General features: G+C 62.4%; 14 protein-coding genes. 8 read left to right on the top strand and 6 right to left on the bottom strand.

The annotated features are described in order from the left end of the window. The first annotated feature begins 3 nt into the window (after positions 1 to 3). From AC3WOY_RS18635 to AC3WOY_RS18615, 5 genes are all read left to right on the top strand, one after another. Positions 4 to 3,228, top strand: coding sequence for an efflux RND transporter permease subunit (locus tag AC3WOY_RS18635; protein WP_492426422.1), 3,225 nt, complete (start codon positions 4 to 6; stop codon positions 3,226 to 3,228). 42 nt (positions 3,229 to 3,270) lie between these two features. Then, a complete protein-coding gene (locus tag AC3WOY_RS18630) occupies positions 3,271 to 3,933 on the top strand; it encodes a protein-L-isoaspartate O-methyltransferase family protein (RefSeq protein WP_492426420.1) in 663 nt (220 codons plus the stop codon). Between the two features lie 8 nt (positions 3,934 to 3,941). After that, the gene (locus AC3WOY_RS18625) at positions 3,942 to 4,265 is read left to right on the top strand and encodes a rhodanese-like domain-containing protein (RefSeq protein WP_492426418.1); all 324 of its coding nucleotides are present in this window, start codon (positions 3,942 to 3,944) and stop codon (positions 4,263 to 4,265) included. A 32-nt stretch (positions 4,266 to 4,297) separates the two neighbouring features. Next, positions 4,298 to 5,617: a TolC family outer membrane protein gene (locus tag AC3WOY_RS18620; RefSeq protein WP_492426416.1), complete on the top strand. Its 1,320-nt coding sequence runs from the start codon at positions 4,298 to 4,300 to the stop codon at positions 5,615 to 5,617. A 354-nt stretch (positions 5,618 to 5,971) separates the two neighbouring features. Then, positions 5,972 to 7,600, top strand: a complete 1,629-nt coding sequence (locus tag AC3WOY_RS18615; protein WP_492426414.1) for a methyl-accepting chemotaxis protein — start codon at positions 5,972 to 5,974, stop codon at positions 7,598 to 7,600. Here AC3WOY_RS18615 and AC3WOY_RS18610 read toward each other — a convergent pair. Continuing rightward, entirely contained in the window at positions 7,581 to 8,729 is a 1,149-nt protein-coding gene (locus AC3WOY_RS18610; protein ID WP_492426412.1) for an acyl-CoA dehydrogenase family protein, read from the bottom strand. The genes AC3WOY_RS18615 and AC3WOY_RS18610 overlap by 20 nt on opposite strands. Positions 8,730 to 8,735: 6 nt before the next feature. After that, the gene (locus AC3WOY_RS18605; RefSeq protein ID WP_492426410.1) at positions 8,736 to 9,920 is read right to left on the bottom strand and encodes a lipid-transfer protein; all 1,185 of its coding nucleotides are present in this window, start codon (positions 9,918 to 9,920) and stop codon (positions 8,736 to 8,738) included. Positions 9,921 to 10,054: 134 nt separating this feature from the next. Here AC3WOY_RS18605 and AC3WOY_RS18600 point away from each other — a divergent pair, with 134 nt between their 5' ends. The 3 genes from AC3WOY_RS18600 (at position 10,055) to AC3WOY_RS18590 (ending at position 11,509) form a co-directional block, all read left to right on the top strand. Beyond that, the gene (locus AC3WOY_RS18600; RefSeq protein WP_492426408.1) at positions 10,055 to 10,690 is read left to right on the top strand and encodes a TetR/AcrR family transcriptional regulator; all 636 of its coding nucleotides are present in this window, start codon (positions 10,055 to 10,057) and stop codon (positions 10,688 to 10,690) included. A 105-nt stretch (positions 10,691 to 10,795) separates the two neighbouring features. Beyond that, the gene (locus AC3WOY_RS18595; RefSeq protein ID WP_492426406.1) at positions 10,796 to 10,969 is read left to right on the top strand and encodes a hypothetical protein; all 174 of its coding nucleotides are present in this window, start codon (positions 10,796 to 10,798) and stop codon (positions 10,967 to 10,969) included. Positions 10,970 to 10,993: 24 nt separating this feature from the next. Next, positions 10,994 to 11,509, top strand: a complete 516-nt coding sequence (locus tag AC3WOY_RS18590) for a TlpA disulfide reductase family protein (RefSeq protein WP_492426404.1) — start codon at positions 10,994 to 10,996, stop codon at positions 11,507 to 11,509. Here the strand turns inward: AC3WOY_RS18590 and AC3WOY_RS18585 are convergent. The 4 genes from AC3WOY_RS18585 to AC3WOY_RS18570 all read right to left on the bottom strand — a co-directional run bounded on the left by AC3WOY_RS18585 (position 11,483) and on the right by AC3WOY_RS18570 (position 17,267). Next, entirely contained in the window at positions 11,483 to 12,706 is a 1,224-nt protein-coding gene (locus AC3WOY_RS18585) for a GNAT family N-acetyltransferase (RefSeq protein WP_492426402.1), read from the bottom strand. The genes AC3WOY_RS18590 and AC3WOY_RS18585 overlap by 27 nt on opposite strands. 105 nt (positions 12,707 to 12,811) lie before the next feature. Further along, on the bottom strand, positions 12,812 to 14,716 hold the full coding sequence (locus AC3WOY_RS18580) for a putative bifunctional diguanylate cyclase/phosphodiesterase (RefSeq protein ID WP_492426400.1): 1,905 nt from the start codon (positions 14,714 to 14,716) through the stop codon (positions 12,812 to 12,814). Further along, positions 14,713 to 15,255: a YfiR family protein gene (locus AC3WOY_RS18575; protein WP_492426398.1), complete on the bottom strand. Its 543-nt coding sequence runs from the start codon at positions 15,253 to 15,255 to the stop codon at positions 14,713 to 14,715. The genes AC3WOY_RS18580 and AC3WOY_RS18575 overlap by 4 nt, the downstream gene beginning before the upstream one ends. Beyond that, positions 15,255 to 17,267 (bottom strand): TonB-dependent receptor plug domain-containing protein, encoded by a 2,013-nt coding sequence (locus AC3WOY_RS18570; RefSeq protein WP_492426396.1) that lies wholly within the window; start codon positions 17,265 to 17,267, stop codon positions 15,255 to 15,257. Before AC3WOY_RS18570 ends, AC3WOY_RS18575 begins: the two co-directional genes overlap by 1 nt. Positions 17,268 to 17,490 lie beyond the last annotated feature (223 nt).

Below are 17,490 nucleotides of genomic sequence, written 5' to 3'. Positions count from 1 at the left end.
ACCATGTGGTTTACCCGCATCAGTATCGGCAACCCTGTCCTCGCGACCATGATGATGGTGGCGTTCGTCGTGCTGGGACTGTTTTCCTATCAGCGCCTGCGCGTGGACCAGTTTCCCGACGTCACCTTTCCTGTGGTCGTGGTGCAGACCGACTATCCTGGCGCATCGCCGGAAACCGTCGAATCCGACATCACGCGCAAGGTCGAGGAGACCGTCAACACCATCAATGGCATCAAGAACCTGTTTTCGCGTTCGTACGAAGGCAGCTCGGTGGTCATCATCGAATTCGACCTGACCATCGATCCGGCGCAGGCCGCGCAGGACGTGCGCGAGAAGGTGGCGATGGTGAAAACCATTTTCCGCAAGGAGGTCAAGGAGCCGCGCGTCATGCGCTACGACCCGGCGGACCGCCCGATCCTGGCCATCTCGATTACGAATGACGCCAAGTCGCGGGAGCGCGACCTGCGCGAACTGACCACGATCGCTGACCAGGTGATCAAGAAGCGCCTTGAGAACGTGCGCGGCGTCGGTTCGGTGGCGCTGGTGGGTGGCGTCAAGCGCGAGATCCAGATCTACGTGAAACCGGGCGAGATGGAGGCGCTGGGCATCGGCATCGACCAGGTGGTCAATGCGCTGCGCAACGAGAACCAGGAATTGCCGACCGGCGCGATTCGTTCGTCCTCCGACGAAAAGGTGGTGCAGATCCAGGGCAAGGTAAAAAATCCGCAGGACTTCGGCCGCATCATCGTGGCCCGCCGTGGCGGCCAGCCGGTGCTGCTGTCGCAGGTCGCCACCGTCGTCGACGGCCAGGAAGAACAGGAAAGCCTCGCGCTCTACAACGGCCAGCGCACGCTGGCGCTGGCGATCCAGAAGGCGCAGGGACAGAACACCATTGACGTCGCCGACGGCCTGAAGGAAGCCCTGAAGGAACTCGAACCGCGCCTCCAGGCGATCTACCCGGGCGTGAAGGTCGATGTCATCCAGGACAGTTCGCGCCAGATCCGGGTGGGCGTGGACAACGTGCGCCGCACCATGATCGAAGGCGCCGCGCTGACCATCCTGATCGTCTTCCTGTTCCTCAACTCCTGGCGTTCGACGGTGATCACCGGCCTTACGCTACCGGTGGCGCTGATCGGCACCTTCCTGTTCATGTATATGTTCGGCTTCACGATCAACATGATCACGCTGATGGCGCTGTCGCTGTGCGTGGGCCTGCTGATCGACGACGCCATCGTGGTGCGCGAGAACATCGTGCGCCACGCCGGGATGAAGGTGCACGGCAAATTCAAGGACCACAAGACGGCGTCGCTGGACGGCACGCAGGAAATCGGCCTGGCGGTGCTGGCCACGACCTTCTCGATCGTCGCGGTGTTTCTGCCGGTCGGCTTCATGGGCGGCATCATCGGGCGCTTCTTCCACCAGTTCGGCATTACCGTGACGGCAGCGGTGCTGATTTCGATGTTCGTGTCGTTTACGCTCGATCCGATGCTTTCTTCGATCTGGCCGGATCCGGCGGTACATGGGGAGCATGGCGGCAAGCGCAACCTGTACGACCGCACCATCGGCCGCGTGCTGCACCAGTTCGACCGTCTTGTGCAGTGGATGTCGCGCACCTACCAGGTCATGCTCGACTGGTCGCTGAAGCATCGCGGCAAGACGCTCGCCATCGCCGTGGCTACCTTCTTCGCCGGTTGCGCCATTCCGATGCTTGGCCTGGTCGGTTCGGAGTTCGTTCCGCAGCCGGATTATTCCGAAACCGGGGTCACCTATTACACACCGGTCGGCTCTTCCCTCGAATTCACCGAGACCAAGGCGCGGCAGGTGGAGGCGGTGCTGCGCGAATTCCCTGAAGTGCGCGACATCTACACCACGATCAACACCGGGCAGGCGCAAGGCAAGAATTACGTGACCTCCTACGTGCGGCTGGTGCCGCGCAAGGAGCGCACGCGCAGCACGACGCAGATGAGCATCCCGCTGCGCGAACGCCTGCGCCAGATCGCCGGCATCACCGTGACCCACATCGGCTCGCTGGAAGGCGTGGGCGGCGACGTCAAGCAGTTGCGCCTGAGCCTGCAGGGAACGGACCTGAAGGAGCTGGCCAAGCTGACCGATGAGGCGATGAACAAGATGCGCACCATTCCCGGCCTGGTCGATCTCGACTCCAGCCTCAAGGCGGAAAAGCCGACGATCGCCGTCGAACCCAAGCGCGATATCGGCGCCGACCTCGGCGTGGGCGTGGCGCAGATCGGCATGGCGCTGCGTCCGCTGCTGGCCGGCGAGGCAGCGACCACCTGGCGTGCGCCGGATGAAGAAAACTATGACGTGAAGGTGCGCCTGTCGCCCACCGACCGCAACAATGCCGACGACCTCTCTCGCCTGATGCTGGCCAGTTCGCAGGTGAATACCGACGGCACGCCGAAGATGGTCGCGCTGCGCCAGGTGGCGACGATCGCGCCGTCCACCGGCGCCAACCAGATCAACCGCCGCGACCTGAACCGCGAAGTCGAACTGTCGGCCAACGTGGTGGGCCGCTCCTCCGGCGAGGTGAGCGCGGATGTGAAACGCGTGCTCGACAGCATGAACTGGCAGCCAGGCTACCGTTACCAGCTCGGCGGATCGACCAAGAACATGCAGGAATCCTTCGGCTATGCGATGTCGGCGCTGGCGCTGGCGGTGATCTTCATCTACATGATCCTCGCCTCGCAGTTCGCCAGCTTCCTGCAGCCGCTGGCCATCATGTCCTCGCTGCCGCTGACGCTGATCGGCGTGTTCCTGGCGCTGATGTTCTTCCGTTCGACGCTGAACCTGTTCTCGATCATCGGCTTCGTGATGCTGATGGGCCTGGTCACCAAGAACGCGATCCTGCTGGTGGACTTCGCCAACCAGGCGCGCAAGGAAGGCATGGAACGCACCGCCGCCCTGCTGGAAGCCGCCCACGTCCGCCTGCGCCCGATCCTGATGACGACGCTGGCGATGGTGTTCGGCATGGTGCCGCTGGCCTTCGGCCTGGGCGAAGGCTCGGAACAACGCGCCCCGATGGGCCAGGCGGTGATCGGCGGCATTATCACTTCGTCAATCCTGACCCTGGTAGTCGTGCCGGTGATTTACACCTACCTTGATGATTTTGCAGCCTGGCTGCGTCGCAAATCGCGCAACAACAAGCCTGACCAGCATCAAGGCGCGCCTGCGATCATGGTTCCGCAGAGCAAAAACGAGGAAGCCCTTTGATAAAATGATGGGTTTGTTCCCTTTACCCTCTCGAGTGCCGACATGAATATCGAAAAAGCCCGTTTCAACATGATTGAGCAGCAGATTCGCCCTTGGGACGTCCTGGACATGGACATCCTGAACCTGCTGACGGTGGTCAAGCGCGAAGCCTTCGTTCCGGCCGCGTACAAGAACCTGGCCTTCATGGACACCCAGATCCCGCTCGGGAATGGCGAATTCATGTTCACGCCGAAACTGGAAGCGCGCATCGTGCAGGAAGTCGCGGCAAAGAAGCATGAGAACGTGCTCGAAATCGGCGCCGGCTCCGGTTACCTGGCCGCGCTGCTGGCACACCGCGCCCGCCATGTGACCACGGTGGAGATCGACCCCGAGCTCAAGGCATTCGCCGAACACAACCTGTCCAACTACGGCATCACCAACGTCGAAGTCGCGCTGGGCAACGGCGCGCAAGGCTGGTCGAACAAGGGCACCGAGGCGCCCTACGACGTGATCGTCATCTCCGGTTCGCTGCCGGTGCTGCCGGAAGCCTTCCTCAAGCAGATCAAGGTCGGCGGCCGCATTTTCGCGATTGTCGGCGAACAGCCGGTCATGAACGCGGAACTCATCACCCGCGTCTCCGACACCGCGTACGACACCGTCAAGGTCTTCGAAACCGACGTCACGCCGCTGCGCGAGATCGGCAAGACTTCCCACTTCGTATTCTAAGGACGACCATGCAACACCTCACAGCACCGGAACTGGCGGTCTGGATCGCCGATGAATCACGGCCGAAGCCGGTGCTGCTTGACGTGCGTGAGCCGTGGGAATTCCAGACCTGCCACATCGCAGGCTCTGTCGCCATTCCCATGCACTCGATCCCGGAACGCCTGCAGGAACTGGAAGAAGACGCACCGATTGTCTGCATCTGCCATCACGGCGCGCGCAGCATGTCGGTTGCGGCCTTCCTCGAACGCAACGGCTTCACGCAAGTGACCAACCTGACCGGCGGCGTCCATGCCTGGGCGTTGCAAGTTGACAACTCGATGCCTACCTACTAACAATCAAACAGTCCACTCCACCGGAGAATTGAATGCGGAAATCCGTTATCGCCACCCTGCTTGCCGGCTCCTTCCTGTCGTTGAACGCCCATGCGCTCGACCTCGTCCAGGTCTACCGGGAAGCGCTTGCCAACGACGCCCCGTTCGCCAGCGCCCGCGCGCAGCTGACGGCCGGCCAGGAAAAGTCGACGCAAGGGCGTGCGGGTCTGCTACCGACCGTCGGCGTGGGCGGCAGCTATAACCGCAACGACCTGGACAGCACCTCGGCGGGCGTGACGACGAACCGCGACTTCACTTCGCGCGGCTACACGGTCTCGCTGTCGCAGCCGCTGTTCCGCCTCGCGAACTGGGAGCAATACCAGCAGGGCAAGCTGTCGGTGGCATTGAGCGAGGCACAGTTCGCCCAGTCGCAGCAAGACCTGATCCTGCGCGTGTCGCAAGCCTACTTCGACGTGCTGGCTTCGCAGGATGCGCTGGCGACGGTGCAGGCGCAGAAGGCGGCCATCACCGAACAGCTCGCCTCGGCCAAGCGCAATTTCGAAGTCGGCACGGCCACCATCACCGATACCCATGAGGCACAGGCACGCTACGACCTCGCCATCGCGCAGGAATTCGCGGCGCAGAACGACCTCGAAATCAAGCGCACGGCGCTCCAGCAGATCATCGGCAAACCCGCCGGCTCACTCGCCACCTTGCGACCGGGCGTCAGGCTGACGCCGCCCGAGCCGGGAATCGTGGACACCTGGGTGCAAAGCGCGGAGCAGCAGAACTTCGGCGTGATCGGCCAGCAACTGGCGCTCGAGATCGCGCAGCGCGAGATCAAGAAAAACCGCGCCGGCCACTATCCGACCGTCGACCTCGTCGCCAGCCGCAGCCACACCAACCAGACCGCCAGCGCGGTCAGCCCCACGGGCAGCGTGTCGGACAACAATGTCATCGGTGTGCAGTGGAACATTCCGCTGTTTGCCGGCTTTGCCGTCGACAGCCGCGTACGCGAATCGATCGCGCTGGAAGACAAGACGCGCTCGGACCTGGAAAACGCGCGCCGCGTGGCCGCCCAAGGCGCACGGCAGGCCTTCCTGGGCGTCAATGCGGGCCTCGCCCAAGTCCGCGCGCTGGAAGCGGCGGAAATATCGAGCACCTCGGCGCTCGACTCCAACCGCCTCGGTTACCAGGTGGGCGTGCGCATCAACATCGACGTGCTGAACGCCCAGCAGCAGCTCTACACTACCCGCCGCGACCTGTCGAAGGCACGTTACGACACCATCATGAACGGCCTGCGCCTGAAATCGGCGGCGGGCACGCTGCAGGAAGCTGACTTGGCGCAGGTCAACGCACTTCTACAGCAGTAAGAACAGGCATCACGGTACCTCCGTGATGCAGCCCCCCCTCCTCGACCGCACTGCCGGCGCCAATCTCGATAGTTGGAATCGATTTTTCCAGTTTCAGGAATAGATGCTCTCAATAATTTCCACACAGAAATTATTGAGAGCATCTATTCAGGATATGAATTTCGCCCAACATGACGTGAACGCATCGTTTCACATTTGAAACAGTTCCGAACATCTGTCATCGCCCTTCGAAACAAATTCAACCCTCCAATAAAGTTTCCATACGGAAACAAGCATAAGGCACTGGCTCACAACTTGCTCTAGATCAAGAAATCCGGATTTTCCTCACCTCCCTTTCTTGATGGAGCACTGTCGATGCGAACCAACCTTCCCGTGACCGGAATCGAATATGTACTGAAAGATACCGAGACAATCGTTTCGAAGACGGACCTGAAAGGCCGTATTACTTACGTCAACCAGGATTTCATCAACATCAGCGGCTTTTCTGAATCCGAGCTGATGGGCGCCCCGCAGAACATCGTCCGCCATCCGGACATGCCGGTGGAAGCCTTCGAGGATTTCTGGCGCACGATCCAGAGCGGCAAGGCATGGACGGGCCTCGTCAAGAACCGCTGCAAGAACGGCAACCACTACTGGGTGGAGGCCAACGCCGCGCCGCTCATCGAGAACGGCCAGGTGACCGGCTATACATCGATCCGCATCAAGCCCAGCCGCGAGCAGGTAACAGCGGCGGAACAGGCATACAAGGCCATCAAGGCGGGCGACAAATCGCTCGAGATCCGCGAAGGAAATGCCGTGCACCGCTCCGTGTTTTCGCGCCTGCGCTTCGTCAGGAACCTGTCGCTGAAGACCAGGATGCTGACGGGGTTCGGCATGCTTGCCGGCCTGTTCGGCGCTGGCATCGCGTTCCCGGGCGCGGCGATATCGACGGTTGGACTCCTGTTTGCCGTACTGTTCGGATTCGCGCTCTACCGCGACATCGTGACGCGCCTCGAGAGCGCGAGGCAAGACATCGACCGCATGAGCGCCGGCGACCTCAGCTGCAAGATCCACTCGGAAGGCGACGATGAAATTTCGAAAGTCCTGCAGGCGATACGCGTCCTGCAGACCAACGTGAAGCTGCTCGTCGGCCAGATCAAGGAAGCCACCGACCTCGTCAACAAGGGATCGCGGGAAATCGCTGCCGGCAACTCCGACCTCTCCGCGCGTACCGAATCGCAGGCCAGCTCGCTGGAGGAAACCGCCTCTTCCATGGAAGAACTGACCAGCACCGTGCGCCAGAATGCCGACAATGCGCATGAGGCGAACCAGCTCGTGATCGCCACCTCTTCCATCGCCGTGAAGGGCGGCGACGCGGTCAGCAAGGTGATCAAAACCATGGCATCCATCCGTGAAAGCTCGAGCAGGATTTCCGACATCATCAGTGTCATCGACGGCATTGCATTCCAGACCAATATCCTCGCGCTCAACGCCGCGGTGGAGGCCGCGCGCGCCGGCGAGCAGGGCCGCGGATTTGCCGTCGTCGCGGCAGAAGTGCGCACGCTTGCGCAACGCTCGGCGGGCGCGGCCAAGGAGATCAAGGAACTCATCAACGACTCAGTGCAGAAGGTCGAGTCGGGCAGCGTCATGGTGGATGATGCCGGCAAGACCATGGCCGAGATTGTCTCGTCCGTGCAGCATGTCACCAGCATCATGAACGAGATCACCTCCGCCAGCCGCGAGCAGAGCGCAGGCATCGAGCAGGTGAACCAGGCCATCACGCAGATGGACGAAATCACCCAGCAGAACGCGGCGCTGGTGGAACAATCGGCCGCCGCGGCAGAGACACTGCGCGAGCAGGCGCAGAAACAGGCTCAGCTGGTCAGCGCATTCAAGCTGATTTCCGGCGGCGCGCCGGGGCTGAAGATGGTGGCCTCAACCAACCTTCCCGTGCAAGCAAGGCAAGGACGACAGCGCGCCAAGGCTATAGCGAACGCGCGATGATTTCCTTCATGATTTCATTCGCGCCGCCGTAGATGCGCTGCACGCGGGCATCGGCATACATCTGCGCGATCGGGTATTCGAGCATGTAGCCGTACCCGCCGAACAGTTGCAGGCAGTTGTCGATGACCTTGCATTGCAGGTCGGAGATCCAGTATTTCGCCATGGACGCCAGCACGGTGTCCATGCGTCCTTCCAGCATGTCGACCACGCAACGGTCGACGAAGGTGCGGGCGATGGTGGCTTCGGTCTTCGCTTCGGCCAGCACGAAGCGCGTGTTCTGCATGTCGATGAGCGCCTGGCCGAAAGCCTTGCGCTCGCGCGTGTATTCGATCGTCAGGCGCAGCGCGCGCTCGATGGATGCCACCCCGGACACACCGATGATGGTGCGCTCGTACGGCAGTTCATTCATCAGCTGCGTGAAGCCCCTTCCTTCCACGCCGCCCAGCACGCCGTCCGGCGCCACGCGCGCATTGTCGAAGAACAGCTCGCAAGTGTCCTGGCCTTTCTGGCCGATCTTCTCGAGGATGCGGCCGACGCGGAAACCCTTGCAATCGCGCGTCTCCAGCAGCATCAGCGAAATGCCCTTCGCGCCTGCTTCGGGTTCGGTCTTGGCCACGACCAGGATGAGGTCGGCAAGATAACCGTTGGAAATGAAGGTCTTGGAACCATTCAGCCGGTAGCCGTCGCCATCGCGCACTGCCGTCGTGCGGATGCTCTTCAGGTCGGAGCCGGCGCCCGGTTCGGACATCGCAATGGCGGCGATCATCTCGCCGTTTGCCAGCCTGGGCAGGTATTTCTTCTTCTGTTCCTCGGTGCCCTGGTGCAGCAGGTAGTTGGCGACGATGGCATGGACGTGCAGGCCGAAGGAAACATCGCCCGCATACGCCAGTTCTTCAAACAGGACGCACTCGTGGGCAAAGCTTCCTCCGCTACCGCCGTACTCTTCGGGAATGTCCGCCAGCAGCATGCCAAGGTTGCCGGCCTTGCGCCATACATCGCGGTCGACATGCTGCTGCTTGCGCCACTTCTCCTGGTGAGGAACGATTTCCGCTTCGACGAAACGGCGTACCGCGTCGCGGAAGCCTTCGATCTCCGGATTGGTCCAGGGCGAGGTGTAGGCCATTGTCATCCTCCCTTACCCCGCGCGATACATGGTGACAACACAGGCGCCGCCAAGGCCGAGGTTGTGCTGGAGCGCAACGCGCGCGCCTTCGACCTGGCGCGCTTCCGCCGTCCCGCGCAGCTGGTGCGTCAGCTCGTAGCATTGGGCGAGGCCGGTGGCGCCGAGCGGATGGCCTTTCGACAGCAGGCCGCCGGACGGGTTGGTGACCACCTTGCCGCCGTAGGTGTTGTCGCCGGCTTCCACGAACTTTTCCGCGCCGCCCTCCGGGCAGAGGCCAAGGGCCTCATAGGTGATCAGCTCGTTCTGCGCAAAGCAGTCGTGCAGCTCGATCACATCGATGCCGTCGGGGCCGATGCCCGCCTCCTCATACACGCGGAACGCCGCTTCCTTCGCCATGTCGAATCCGACCACGCGCATCATGTCGCGCGAGTCGAAGGTGCCTGGCCTGTCCGTGGTCATCGCCTGGGCGGCGATGTGCACGCGCGTATCGAGGCCGCGCGACTTCGCGAACTTCTCGGATACCAATACCGCGGCTGCCGCGCCACAGGTCGGCGGACAGGCCATCGAACGTGTCATCGCGCCGGGCCAGATCATCGGCGCGTTCATCACGTCCTCCGCGGTCAGCACCTGCCTGAACAGCGCGAGCGGGTTGTTGGCGGCGTGACGGCTGGCCTTGGCGCGGATCTTGGCAAAGGTCTCGAGGCGCGTCCCGTACTTCTCCATGTGACTCAGGCCGGCGCCGCCGAAATAGCGCAATGCGAGCGGAATCTCCGGCATGCCGACCAGCTCATCGGTGATGGCGTCGAATGCGTCGAAGGGCGACGGCCGGTCCTTGAATACGGAACTGAGCGCACCCGGTGTCATCTGCTCGAAGCCGAGGGCCAGCACGCAATCTGCCGCGCCGCTGGCGACGGCCTGGCGCGCGAGGAACAAGGCGGTCGAACCGGTCGAGCAGTTGTTGTTGACGTTGACGATGGGAATGCCGGTCATGCCGACCGCATACAGCGCCTTCTGGCCGCTGGTCGAGTCGCCGTACACATAGCCGGCATAGGCTTGCTGCACGTCTTCGTAGGCGATGCCGGCATCGGCCAGCGCCAGGCGCGCCGCGCTGGCGCCCATCTGGTCATAGGGCGCGCTCGCACCCGGCTTGGCGAAAGGGATCATACCGACGCCCGAAACGAAGACTTTGCCGCTCATCGTGTACTCCGGTGGAAGTTCAAGGGGAAATGGACATTATAGGTCACATGACCTAAACTCCAAGACTACAGGCCGCGTAGTTGTTCTGTCAATGCGCGTGCGATAATCCCGCGTCCGTTTTTTGCCTTCCGCCCATGTCACCCGCGCTCAAGACTTCGCTGCAACGCAAAACTTCCAGCACCACGGAAAAAGGCTATGCACGCGCCAACGACATCCTGCAGGCGGCACGCGAGATCTTTGCGTCGGAAGGCTACGGTGGCCTCTCGATGCGGCGCGTCGCGGCACAGGTCGGCGTCAGCCTGAGCAATGTGCAGCACTACTACAAGAGCAAGGACATGCTGGTCGAAGCGTTGCTGCTCGATTCGCTCAACCATTTCCAGGAAAAGATCGACAGCATCGCCGCGTCCATGAAGGACACGTCGCGCGTCGAGCAGTTGCTGGCCACGGTCGACATGTTTCTCGAAGAGCTTGGCAATCCGGTCATTCGCGGCATGTTCTTCGAATTCTGGGCACTGGCCACGCGCAATACCTTCGCCTCCACATTGATGGAGCGCATGCAATCGCGCGAACGGAAGGCGATCTACAAGCTGATCCAGGGCTTGTCCCCGGCGATTTCGGATGAAGAGTATGTCCTGCGGGCGGCGCTGATCGTCGCGCAGGTCGAGGGGCTGATGCTTTTTCGCGTCCGGAACCGCCCGACGCGGCCGGAACTCGCAGGGCTTGAAAACGCGGCAAGACAGGCCATTCTTCGCCTGGCAATGCAGCAATAGCCATCGTCGATATCAGGAAATATTGCTTCACATCAAACGCGTGGCGGCAAGGCGGTCTACACTGGCAAGCATGGCCGGGAGACATCGGTCACGTTGGAGATCATCATGACCAAACCCGAGACGCTGTTCGAACAAGCAAGCTACGACCTTAACAAGTTCCGCGAACGCCGCATGGTCGAACGCCGTGCAGTCGCCCGTGACACCCCGGACCGGCGGCAGCAGGCGAGCGCCCCGCAACCCGAAGACACCCAGAAAGATACCGGCCGGCAGACCTCCTGACGATCTCCGGCCGGCACCATTACGATGCCGATTCTCTCCCGCCTGCGCACGGCTTTCCTTGCCGGCTTGCTTTTCGCCGCATCCGCATTTGCCGCGGACCAGCCCGCCTCCTTGCGCATCGAAGCCGAAATGCTCGACGGGAGCCGGTATTCGCTGGATGACAGCCGCGGCTCCATCACGCTGCTGTCGTTCTGGTCGCCGGATTCGCTCGCTTCCCGCAAGTGCATCGCCGAGCTGCAACGCTTTCATAACGACTACCAAAGCCGCGGCGTGAAGGTGGTGGCCATATCGACCGTAAACGATGCGGCCATGCTGCGCGCCTTCACCGCGAAGCGGAAACTCAGCCTGCCGGTGGCGATGCTCGGCGAGCACAACGTCGGACCGCTTGCGGAACACCAGATGCCCATCGTGCTGGTCTTCGACCGCGACGGAAAGCTGGTGGCGTCGCGGGCCGGCCTGTTCTCTTACCGGATGCTGGAAGTGCTGGCCGTGCCGCCGTTGATGAAACCCGTATCAGGCGCCACCCCGCAGCCCGGCTAGTGCACGCTTTGCCGACCGCAGCGCCCCGAGAATGCGCACGGCGGCGCGCTCTCCCCTGCCCAGGCTCTCCTCCTTCGCAGCCCTGTCGAACAGGGAAGAAATACGATGGCGCCATGCCGCTGCCGCATTCGACAGCGCCAGCCGCGGACGCAGCAGGAAGTGCAGGCGCGAGCGGTACACGACGACGTGATGCAGGCTGCGCGAATGCGCGCCGAGCGCGAACTTGTATTCGTACTCGTTCCACATGAAGTTGTATTCCTTGCAGCCGCGCGCGATGCATGCGCAGATCGTCAGGTAACAGCACAGGATGCCCGCCGAATACTCGTTGTAGCGCGGGTCATGCGAAATCACCTTGAAGAAGTAATGGCTGCCGGCAAAGTAGCCGATGCTGCCGCCGACCACCCGCCCGTCGATCCGCATCGCGACCACCATCCCGCACTCGCGCACGAGGACAATGACCTTTTCCACTTCGTCGTCGAGTCCGTAGCGGATGTTCTTGCCGGCGATGCGCACCCGGTTCAGCGCGATGATCGCGTGCATGTCGTCCTCGCTCGCCTCGCCCTTCTCCGAGACGTCGACCTGCATGGAGGGATGGTCGCGCTTGAGCTTGTCCATATAGCGGCGCAGGTTGCGGCGCATGTTCTTGCCGAGGCTGGCGACGTACTCGTCGGCCGTGGCGGGCAGCGGCAGGACGATGTTCGCGGTGCAGGCGTATTGCTGGAAAGGCCGGCGCAGGACCCGTACCTGCGAGTCGACTGCATGCAGGCAGATGGCGCTGACCGAACGCCAGATGGAAAAGATGTGGCCGGCGAAGCGTTCGAGCTCCGTTTCGTCGACCGTCATGCCTTCATTGACGACGCGCACCGTGTTGCCTTCCCTGCGCAGCAGGAAGACGGCAAGGAAGCGATCCTTGCGCCGCGCAAGATAGGTGTGCGTGACATTCTGCAGGCCGCCATAGACCTGGAGGTGCGCAAACGTCGAATGGATATTGCTGTAGAGGGATTGCATCGCGGCGTCAACGGACGCCGCCGGTGGGCCGGCATGCAGTTCGACCATGACGTCTTCGCGCTCATCTGCATTGCCTGCCAGCGCGCCGGCGGGAAACATCGCCTGCAGCGCGGCACCCGCATCATTCAAATCGTTCACCCCAGGAATGGCAGCCTCCACCAGTTCGATGACTCGATTCGAGACTAGCATTCCCGCAGAAGGATAGAGGCGTTTTTCGCGCGCGTTTGTGTTGTGCCAATAGGTGGCCTGAACGCGCGCAACACTGTTGCGGCCCTACAAGATCGGGAGGGAAATTCAGCGTGATGCGGAGGCTGCGCTCATCAGCACGGCACGGCTCTTGAGGAAAGCCGCCACCTGCTCCGGCGGGCGCGGTTCTGCGAAATAAAAGCCCTGCATGATGTCGCAGCCGGCATTGCGGAGGAAGTTCAGTTGCGCTTCCGTTTCCACCCCTTCCGCGACGACTGACAGGCCGAGGCTGTGCGCCATGGCGATGATGGCGGTGGTGATCGCCTCGTCGTCGCCGTCGCCCGGAATGTCGCGCACGAAGGTGCGGTCGATCTTGACCTGGTCGATCGGGAAGCGCTTGAGATAGGCCATCGAGGAATAGCCAGTGCCGAAATCGTCGATCGACAGGCGGATGCCTTCCTTCTGCAGCCGGTTGAGCAGGTCCACATTGTCGTGGACGTTATCCATCAGCACCGTTTCCGTGATCTCCAGTTCCAGCTGGCCGGGCGGAATATCGACCTCGCGCAACGCGCCGATGATGTCATGCATCAGGTGCGGATCCCGCGTCTGTCGCGCCGACAGGTTGACCGACACGGAAATCGATCCGAGACCGGCATCGCGCCATGCGGCCACCTGACGGCAGGCGGTGCGCAGCACCCAGCGCCCGATCGGCACGATCAGTCCGCTGTCTTCCGCCACCGGGATGAATTCCGCGGGGCTGATCAGGCCCAGTTCGGGATGCCTCCAGCGCAGCAGGGCTTCCAGCCCCACGAGTTTGCCGTCGCGCAGGTTGACCTGCGGCTGGTAGTACAGCAGCAGTTCTTCGCGTTCGAGCGCCTTGCGCAGGTTGGTTTCGAGGGACAGCCGTTTCTGCACGCGCTTGTCGAGTTCCGGATGGAACTGTTCGAAGGCATTCTTGCCGCGGCCCTTGGCCTGGTACATCGCGGTGTCGGCGTTGCGGGTCAGTGTTTCGAGGTCGGGCGCGTCGTCCGGGTAGATGCTGATGCCGACGCTGGCGGTCACGTAGATCTCGTGGATGTCCACGTCGAAGGGAGCCGCCAGCACATCGAGGATCTTCTCCGCGACCCCGACGGCACCGGTCGTCGCCGACGGCTCGAGGATAACCGCGAACTCGTCGCCGCCGATGCGGCAGATCACGTCGCCGCCGCGCAGGCATTCCATCAGCCGTTTCGCCACCAGCCTGAGCAAGGTGTCGCCGCTATGGTGCCCCAACGTGTCGTTGACGATCTTGAAGTTGTCGAGGTCGAGCAGCAGCAGACCGACGACGCCGCCGAACTGGTCTACCTTGTCCAGCGCCGCGGCGAGATATTCATTGAACGCATGGCGGTTGGGCAGCCCGGTCACGGAATCGATGTGGGCGAGATAGTCGAGGTGCGCTTCCGCACTCTTGACCGCCCGCCGCATGCGCGCGACAAGCAGGTAAGCGACGGCGAGCGATCCCATCGCGATGGCCAGCGTCAGGCCGGCATAGCCGACAAGACGGGCATAGAGCTGATCGAGGCTGGCGCGGATGACAACCCGTCCGATCTCGCGGCCGTCGATCTCCACCCGGCGCACTACTTCGAGGTGGTTGAAACCGAAAAGGTACCCATCTGCGACGAGCAACGGCAACGGCGCCGAAATCTGCGAGACGCCCTCGCGGCGGTACGAAGCAAGCAGCTTGCGCTGATTTGTGAACAGCCCCGCGGCCTCGATGCTGGGAGAAGCCTCCAGCACAGCCAGCGTTTCATTGCTGGCCTTGCTGTCGTTGAACAGGAGCGCCGCCGCACTGTTTTCGCCGACGATCCTTGCCTGCACCTTCATATCCTCGAGCAGGTCGCCGCGGAGCGAGAAGAACTGGAACAGGATCAGCAGGACGCTGGCAACCAGCAAGGCTGCGCCGGCGGTGGCCAGGTTGGCCAGATCCATCCAGCGGCCCAACCGTGGCGGGCGGGAGAAATGCGGAACAGTCATTGCACGGTCCTTGCCAGCCGCAGCAGCTTGGAACTGAGCATCAGCCGCGCCTGTCTTGCTGCACGCGTGTCGACGTCGAACACGATGCGGTTGTTGTTCATGGCCAGGGCAATGATGCTGCCGTCGTGGCCGATCTCTTCATCGTCGGAAATCGTCAGCACGCTGGCCTCGCCGAGTCCCTTCTTGATCTGCACCCAGCGCTCGCGGTCGCTGCCGTCGACGAACAGCACATGGCATGCACGCAGCGAATCGAGCGCCGCCAGGTGGCGAACCGACACGCGACGCCCCTTGACGGTCTTTTCACCCAGGCCGGTCAGGGACTGGCGCAGCACGCTTGCAGGGTTGATGCAGATGTTCAAGCTTCCTCCCTCGTAGGCCGTATCGGCAGGCCATTCGGTAAAGAGCGCAAAGTTGTACACGAACGCGGCTTTCAGTTCATATTCCGGCACCGGCTGCGCCGCCGCCTGCAGCGGCAGCAGGAGTGCCGCCGCCAGCATGCATAAGGTCGAGCGCAACAAGTGAATCACAAAATCGGACATCAGAACGCGTAAGTCAGCTTGAGTCTGCCGGTGCGCCCGTTCTGCACGATGGCGTCCTGGGCATGTTCGGCCGCGCCCGGATCGGCATAACGGCGGTCGAACAGGTTATAGATGCTGGCTGACAGTTCCAGTCCCGGCGCCAGGCGAATCGCTGACATGGTGAGGTTGCCGATCCAATAGCCCGCCGTCTCGGCCCGCAGTGTGTTGCGGCGCCCCACGTACTGCGCTTCGGCGCCTGCCCGCCACCCGATGCGCGGCAGCGGCGCGCTGAGGTTGAACTTGGCCAGGTGCCGCGGCGAGTTGACCAGCGTTGCGCCGGTCGTCCCGTCCTTCGCCTGTTGCCAGCTATAGCTGGAGCGCAGGCGGGCGCCGCCGGTCCATGCCTTCTCCAGTTCGAGTTCGATGCCGCGCGCCCGCGCGCGATCGAGGTTCTGGAATACCAGCAGGCCGTCGGATGGATCCAGTGTTTGCGTAATCAGGTCCGAGACCGTGTTCCGGTATACCGACGCCGTGATGCGCGCGCCCGTCGAAAAATGATGTTCAGCACTCAGTTCCTGGGTGCGGATGCGTTCCGCCTTCAGGGAAGGATTCGACTTCTGCCCTCCCGCGCTCCGCAGGTCGTAGTAGAGCTCGTATGCGTTCGGGGCACGGAAGGCAGTGCCGACCATTGCCTTCAGCGTGGTCGACTCGCCTGCCTTGTGGATCAATGCCACCCTCGGGTTGACGCTGCTGTCGCTGGTGGATGAGTTATGGTCGTAACGGGCGCCGGCATTGAGCAGCAGGTCGTGCCGCAGCGTGAACTCGTCCTGCAGGTACAGGCCGAAGCGGTTGCCGGAACGCCGGTCGTCGAGATTGGACACGAACGGGTCGGCATCGAAGTTGAACTGGCGGCGCCGGTAATCGCGCTGGACCTCGGCGCCCATCACCAGTTTGTGGCCGTCCGCGCGCGTCGTGACGAGTTGTGTCTCCGCGCCCCACCATGCCGCGCGCGAACCGTCGCGATTCACGGTCAGCGGCGGATAGTCGTACACGTAATCGCCCAGATAGTCATAGCGCCCCCAGTACAGCCGCGCGGTCAACTCCGTATCCGCAGCGAGTTGTGAGCGGTGTGCAGCATCGATGAAACTCTGCGTATCGACAGTATGCGAACGCGGGTCATTGAATACCTGGCTGAAGGAAGCGGTCGGAATCCCCTTCTTCCGCTCGCTGTGCGCAACGGAGACGCTCCAGGGCCCGAGGGACGCTTTCATCAGCAGGTTTTGCGCGCGGTCGTGGTCCATCCTGCGCGCGACACCATTGTTCGTTGCCGGCGCATCGAATTCAGGGAAATAGAGGTCCGGTCCATCCTCGCGGAAACTGCTTGCCGACAGCAGCCATTCGACACCGCTGTCGTGGCGCATGCCGTAGCTGGCGCGCGCCTTGCGCATGCCGTGGCTGCCGGCTTCGACAGACGCTTGCGGACCGCTCAGGTCGCGCCCCTTCTTCGTGATGATGTTGATCACGCCGAAGAAGGCGTTGGCGCCATAGATCGACGACCCCGGCCCCGGCACGAATTCGACGCGCTCGATCAGATCCACGTCGAGCACGAATTCAGTGCCGATCGACGCCTGGTCGAATATGGCGTCGTTGTTGCGGTTGCCATCGACCAGCAGCAGGAAACGGGTGTTGTAGTCGCCCGGCCTCAGGAATCCGCGCGCACCGAGATAGGCGTAGTTGCGGTCGTTGCTGACGTAGAGTCCGCGCATGCTGCGCAGGATGTCGGCCACCGTGCGCCAGCCGAAGGCCTTGATGTCGGCGGACGTGACGACGGAAACGGCGGACGGCGCCTCGCTGAACTTCTGGACGAACCTGGAAGCGCTGTACACCTCGAGGGTGAGCAACTGCTCGATGGGCAGGGCTGCAAGATCCCTATTTCCCGTCGCGGCATGTGCAAGAACGGGGATGGAAAAAACGGACGCAATTGCACAAAGGCATGCGGCTTGCGATGTGGTGCGTACAAACTGGTTGGGCATGGTACTTACCCCTGGCTCCGCGGACCTTTTGATATGGCCCTGTAGTAATGGAGGCAACCTTTCAAGGAGTCGCCCTCATCTCCGGCGTGCGTCTCCGGCCGAAAGATGATTTGGATCAATATTTTAACGCTTCCGGATGCGCACAACGACAACTTCTGCCGGGAATGGAGAAAGTGATGACACTTTGCTCACGCGGCCGCCCGCCTTGAAGGCAGAGATTTGA

It is taken from the genome of Noviherbaspirillum sp. FW303-A3, from assembly GCF_058788695.1.
This window is presented reverse-complemented; position numbering and strand designations above follow the sequence as displayed.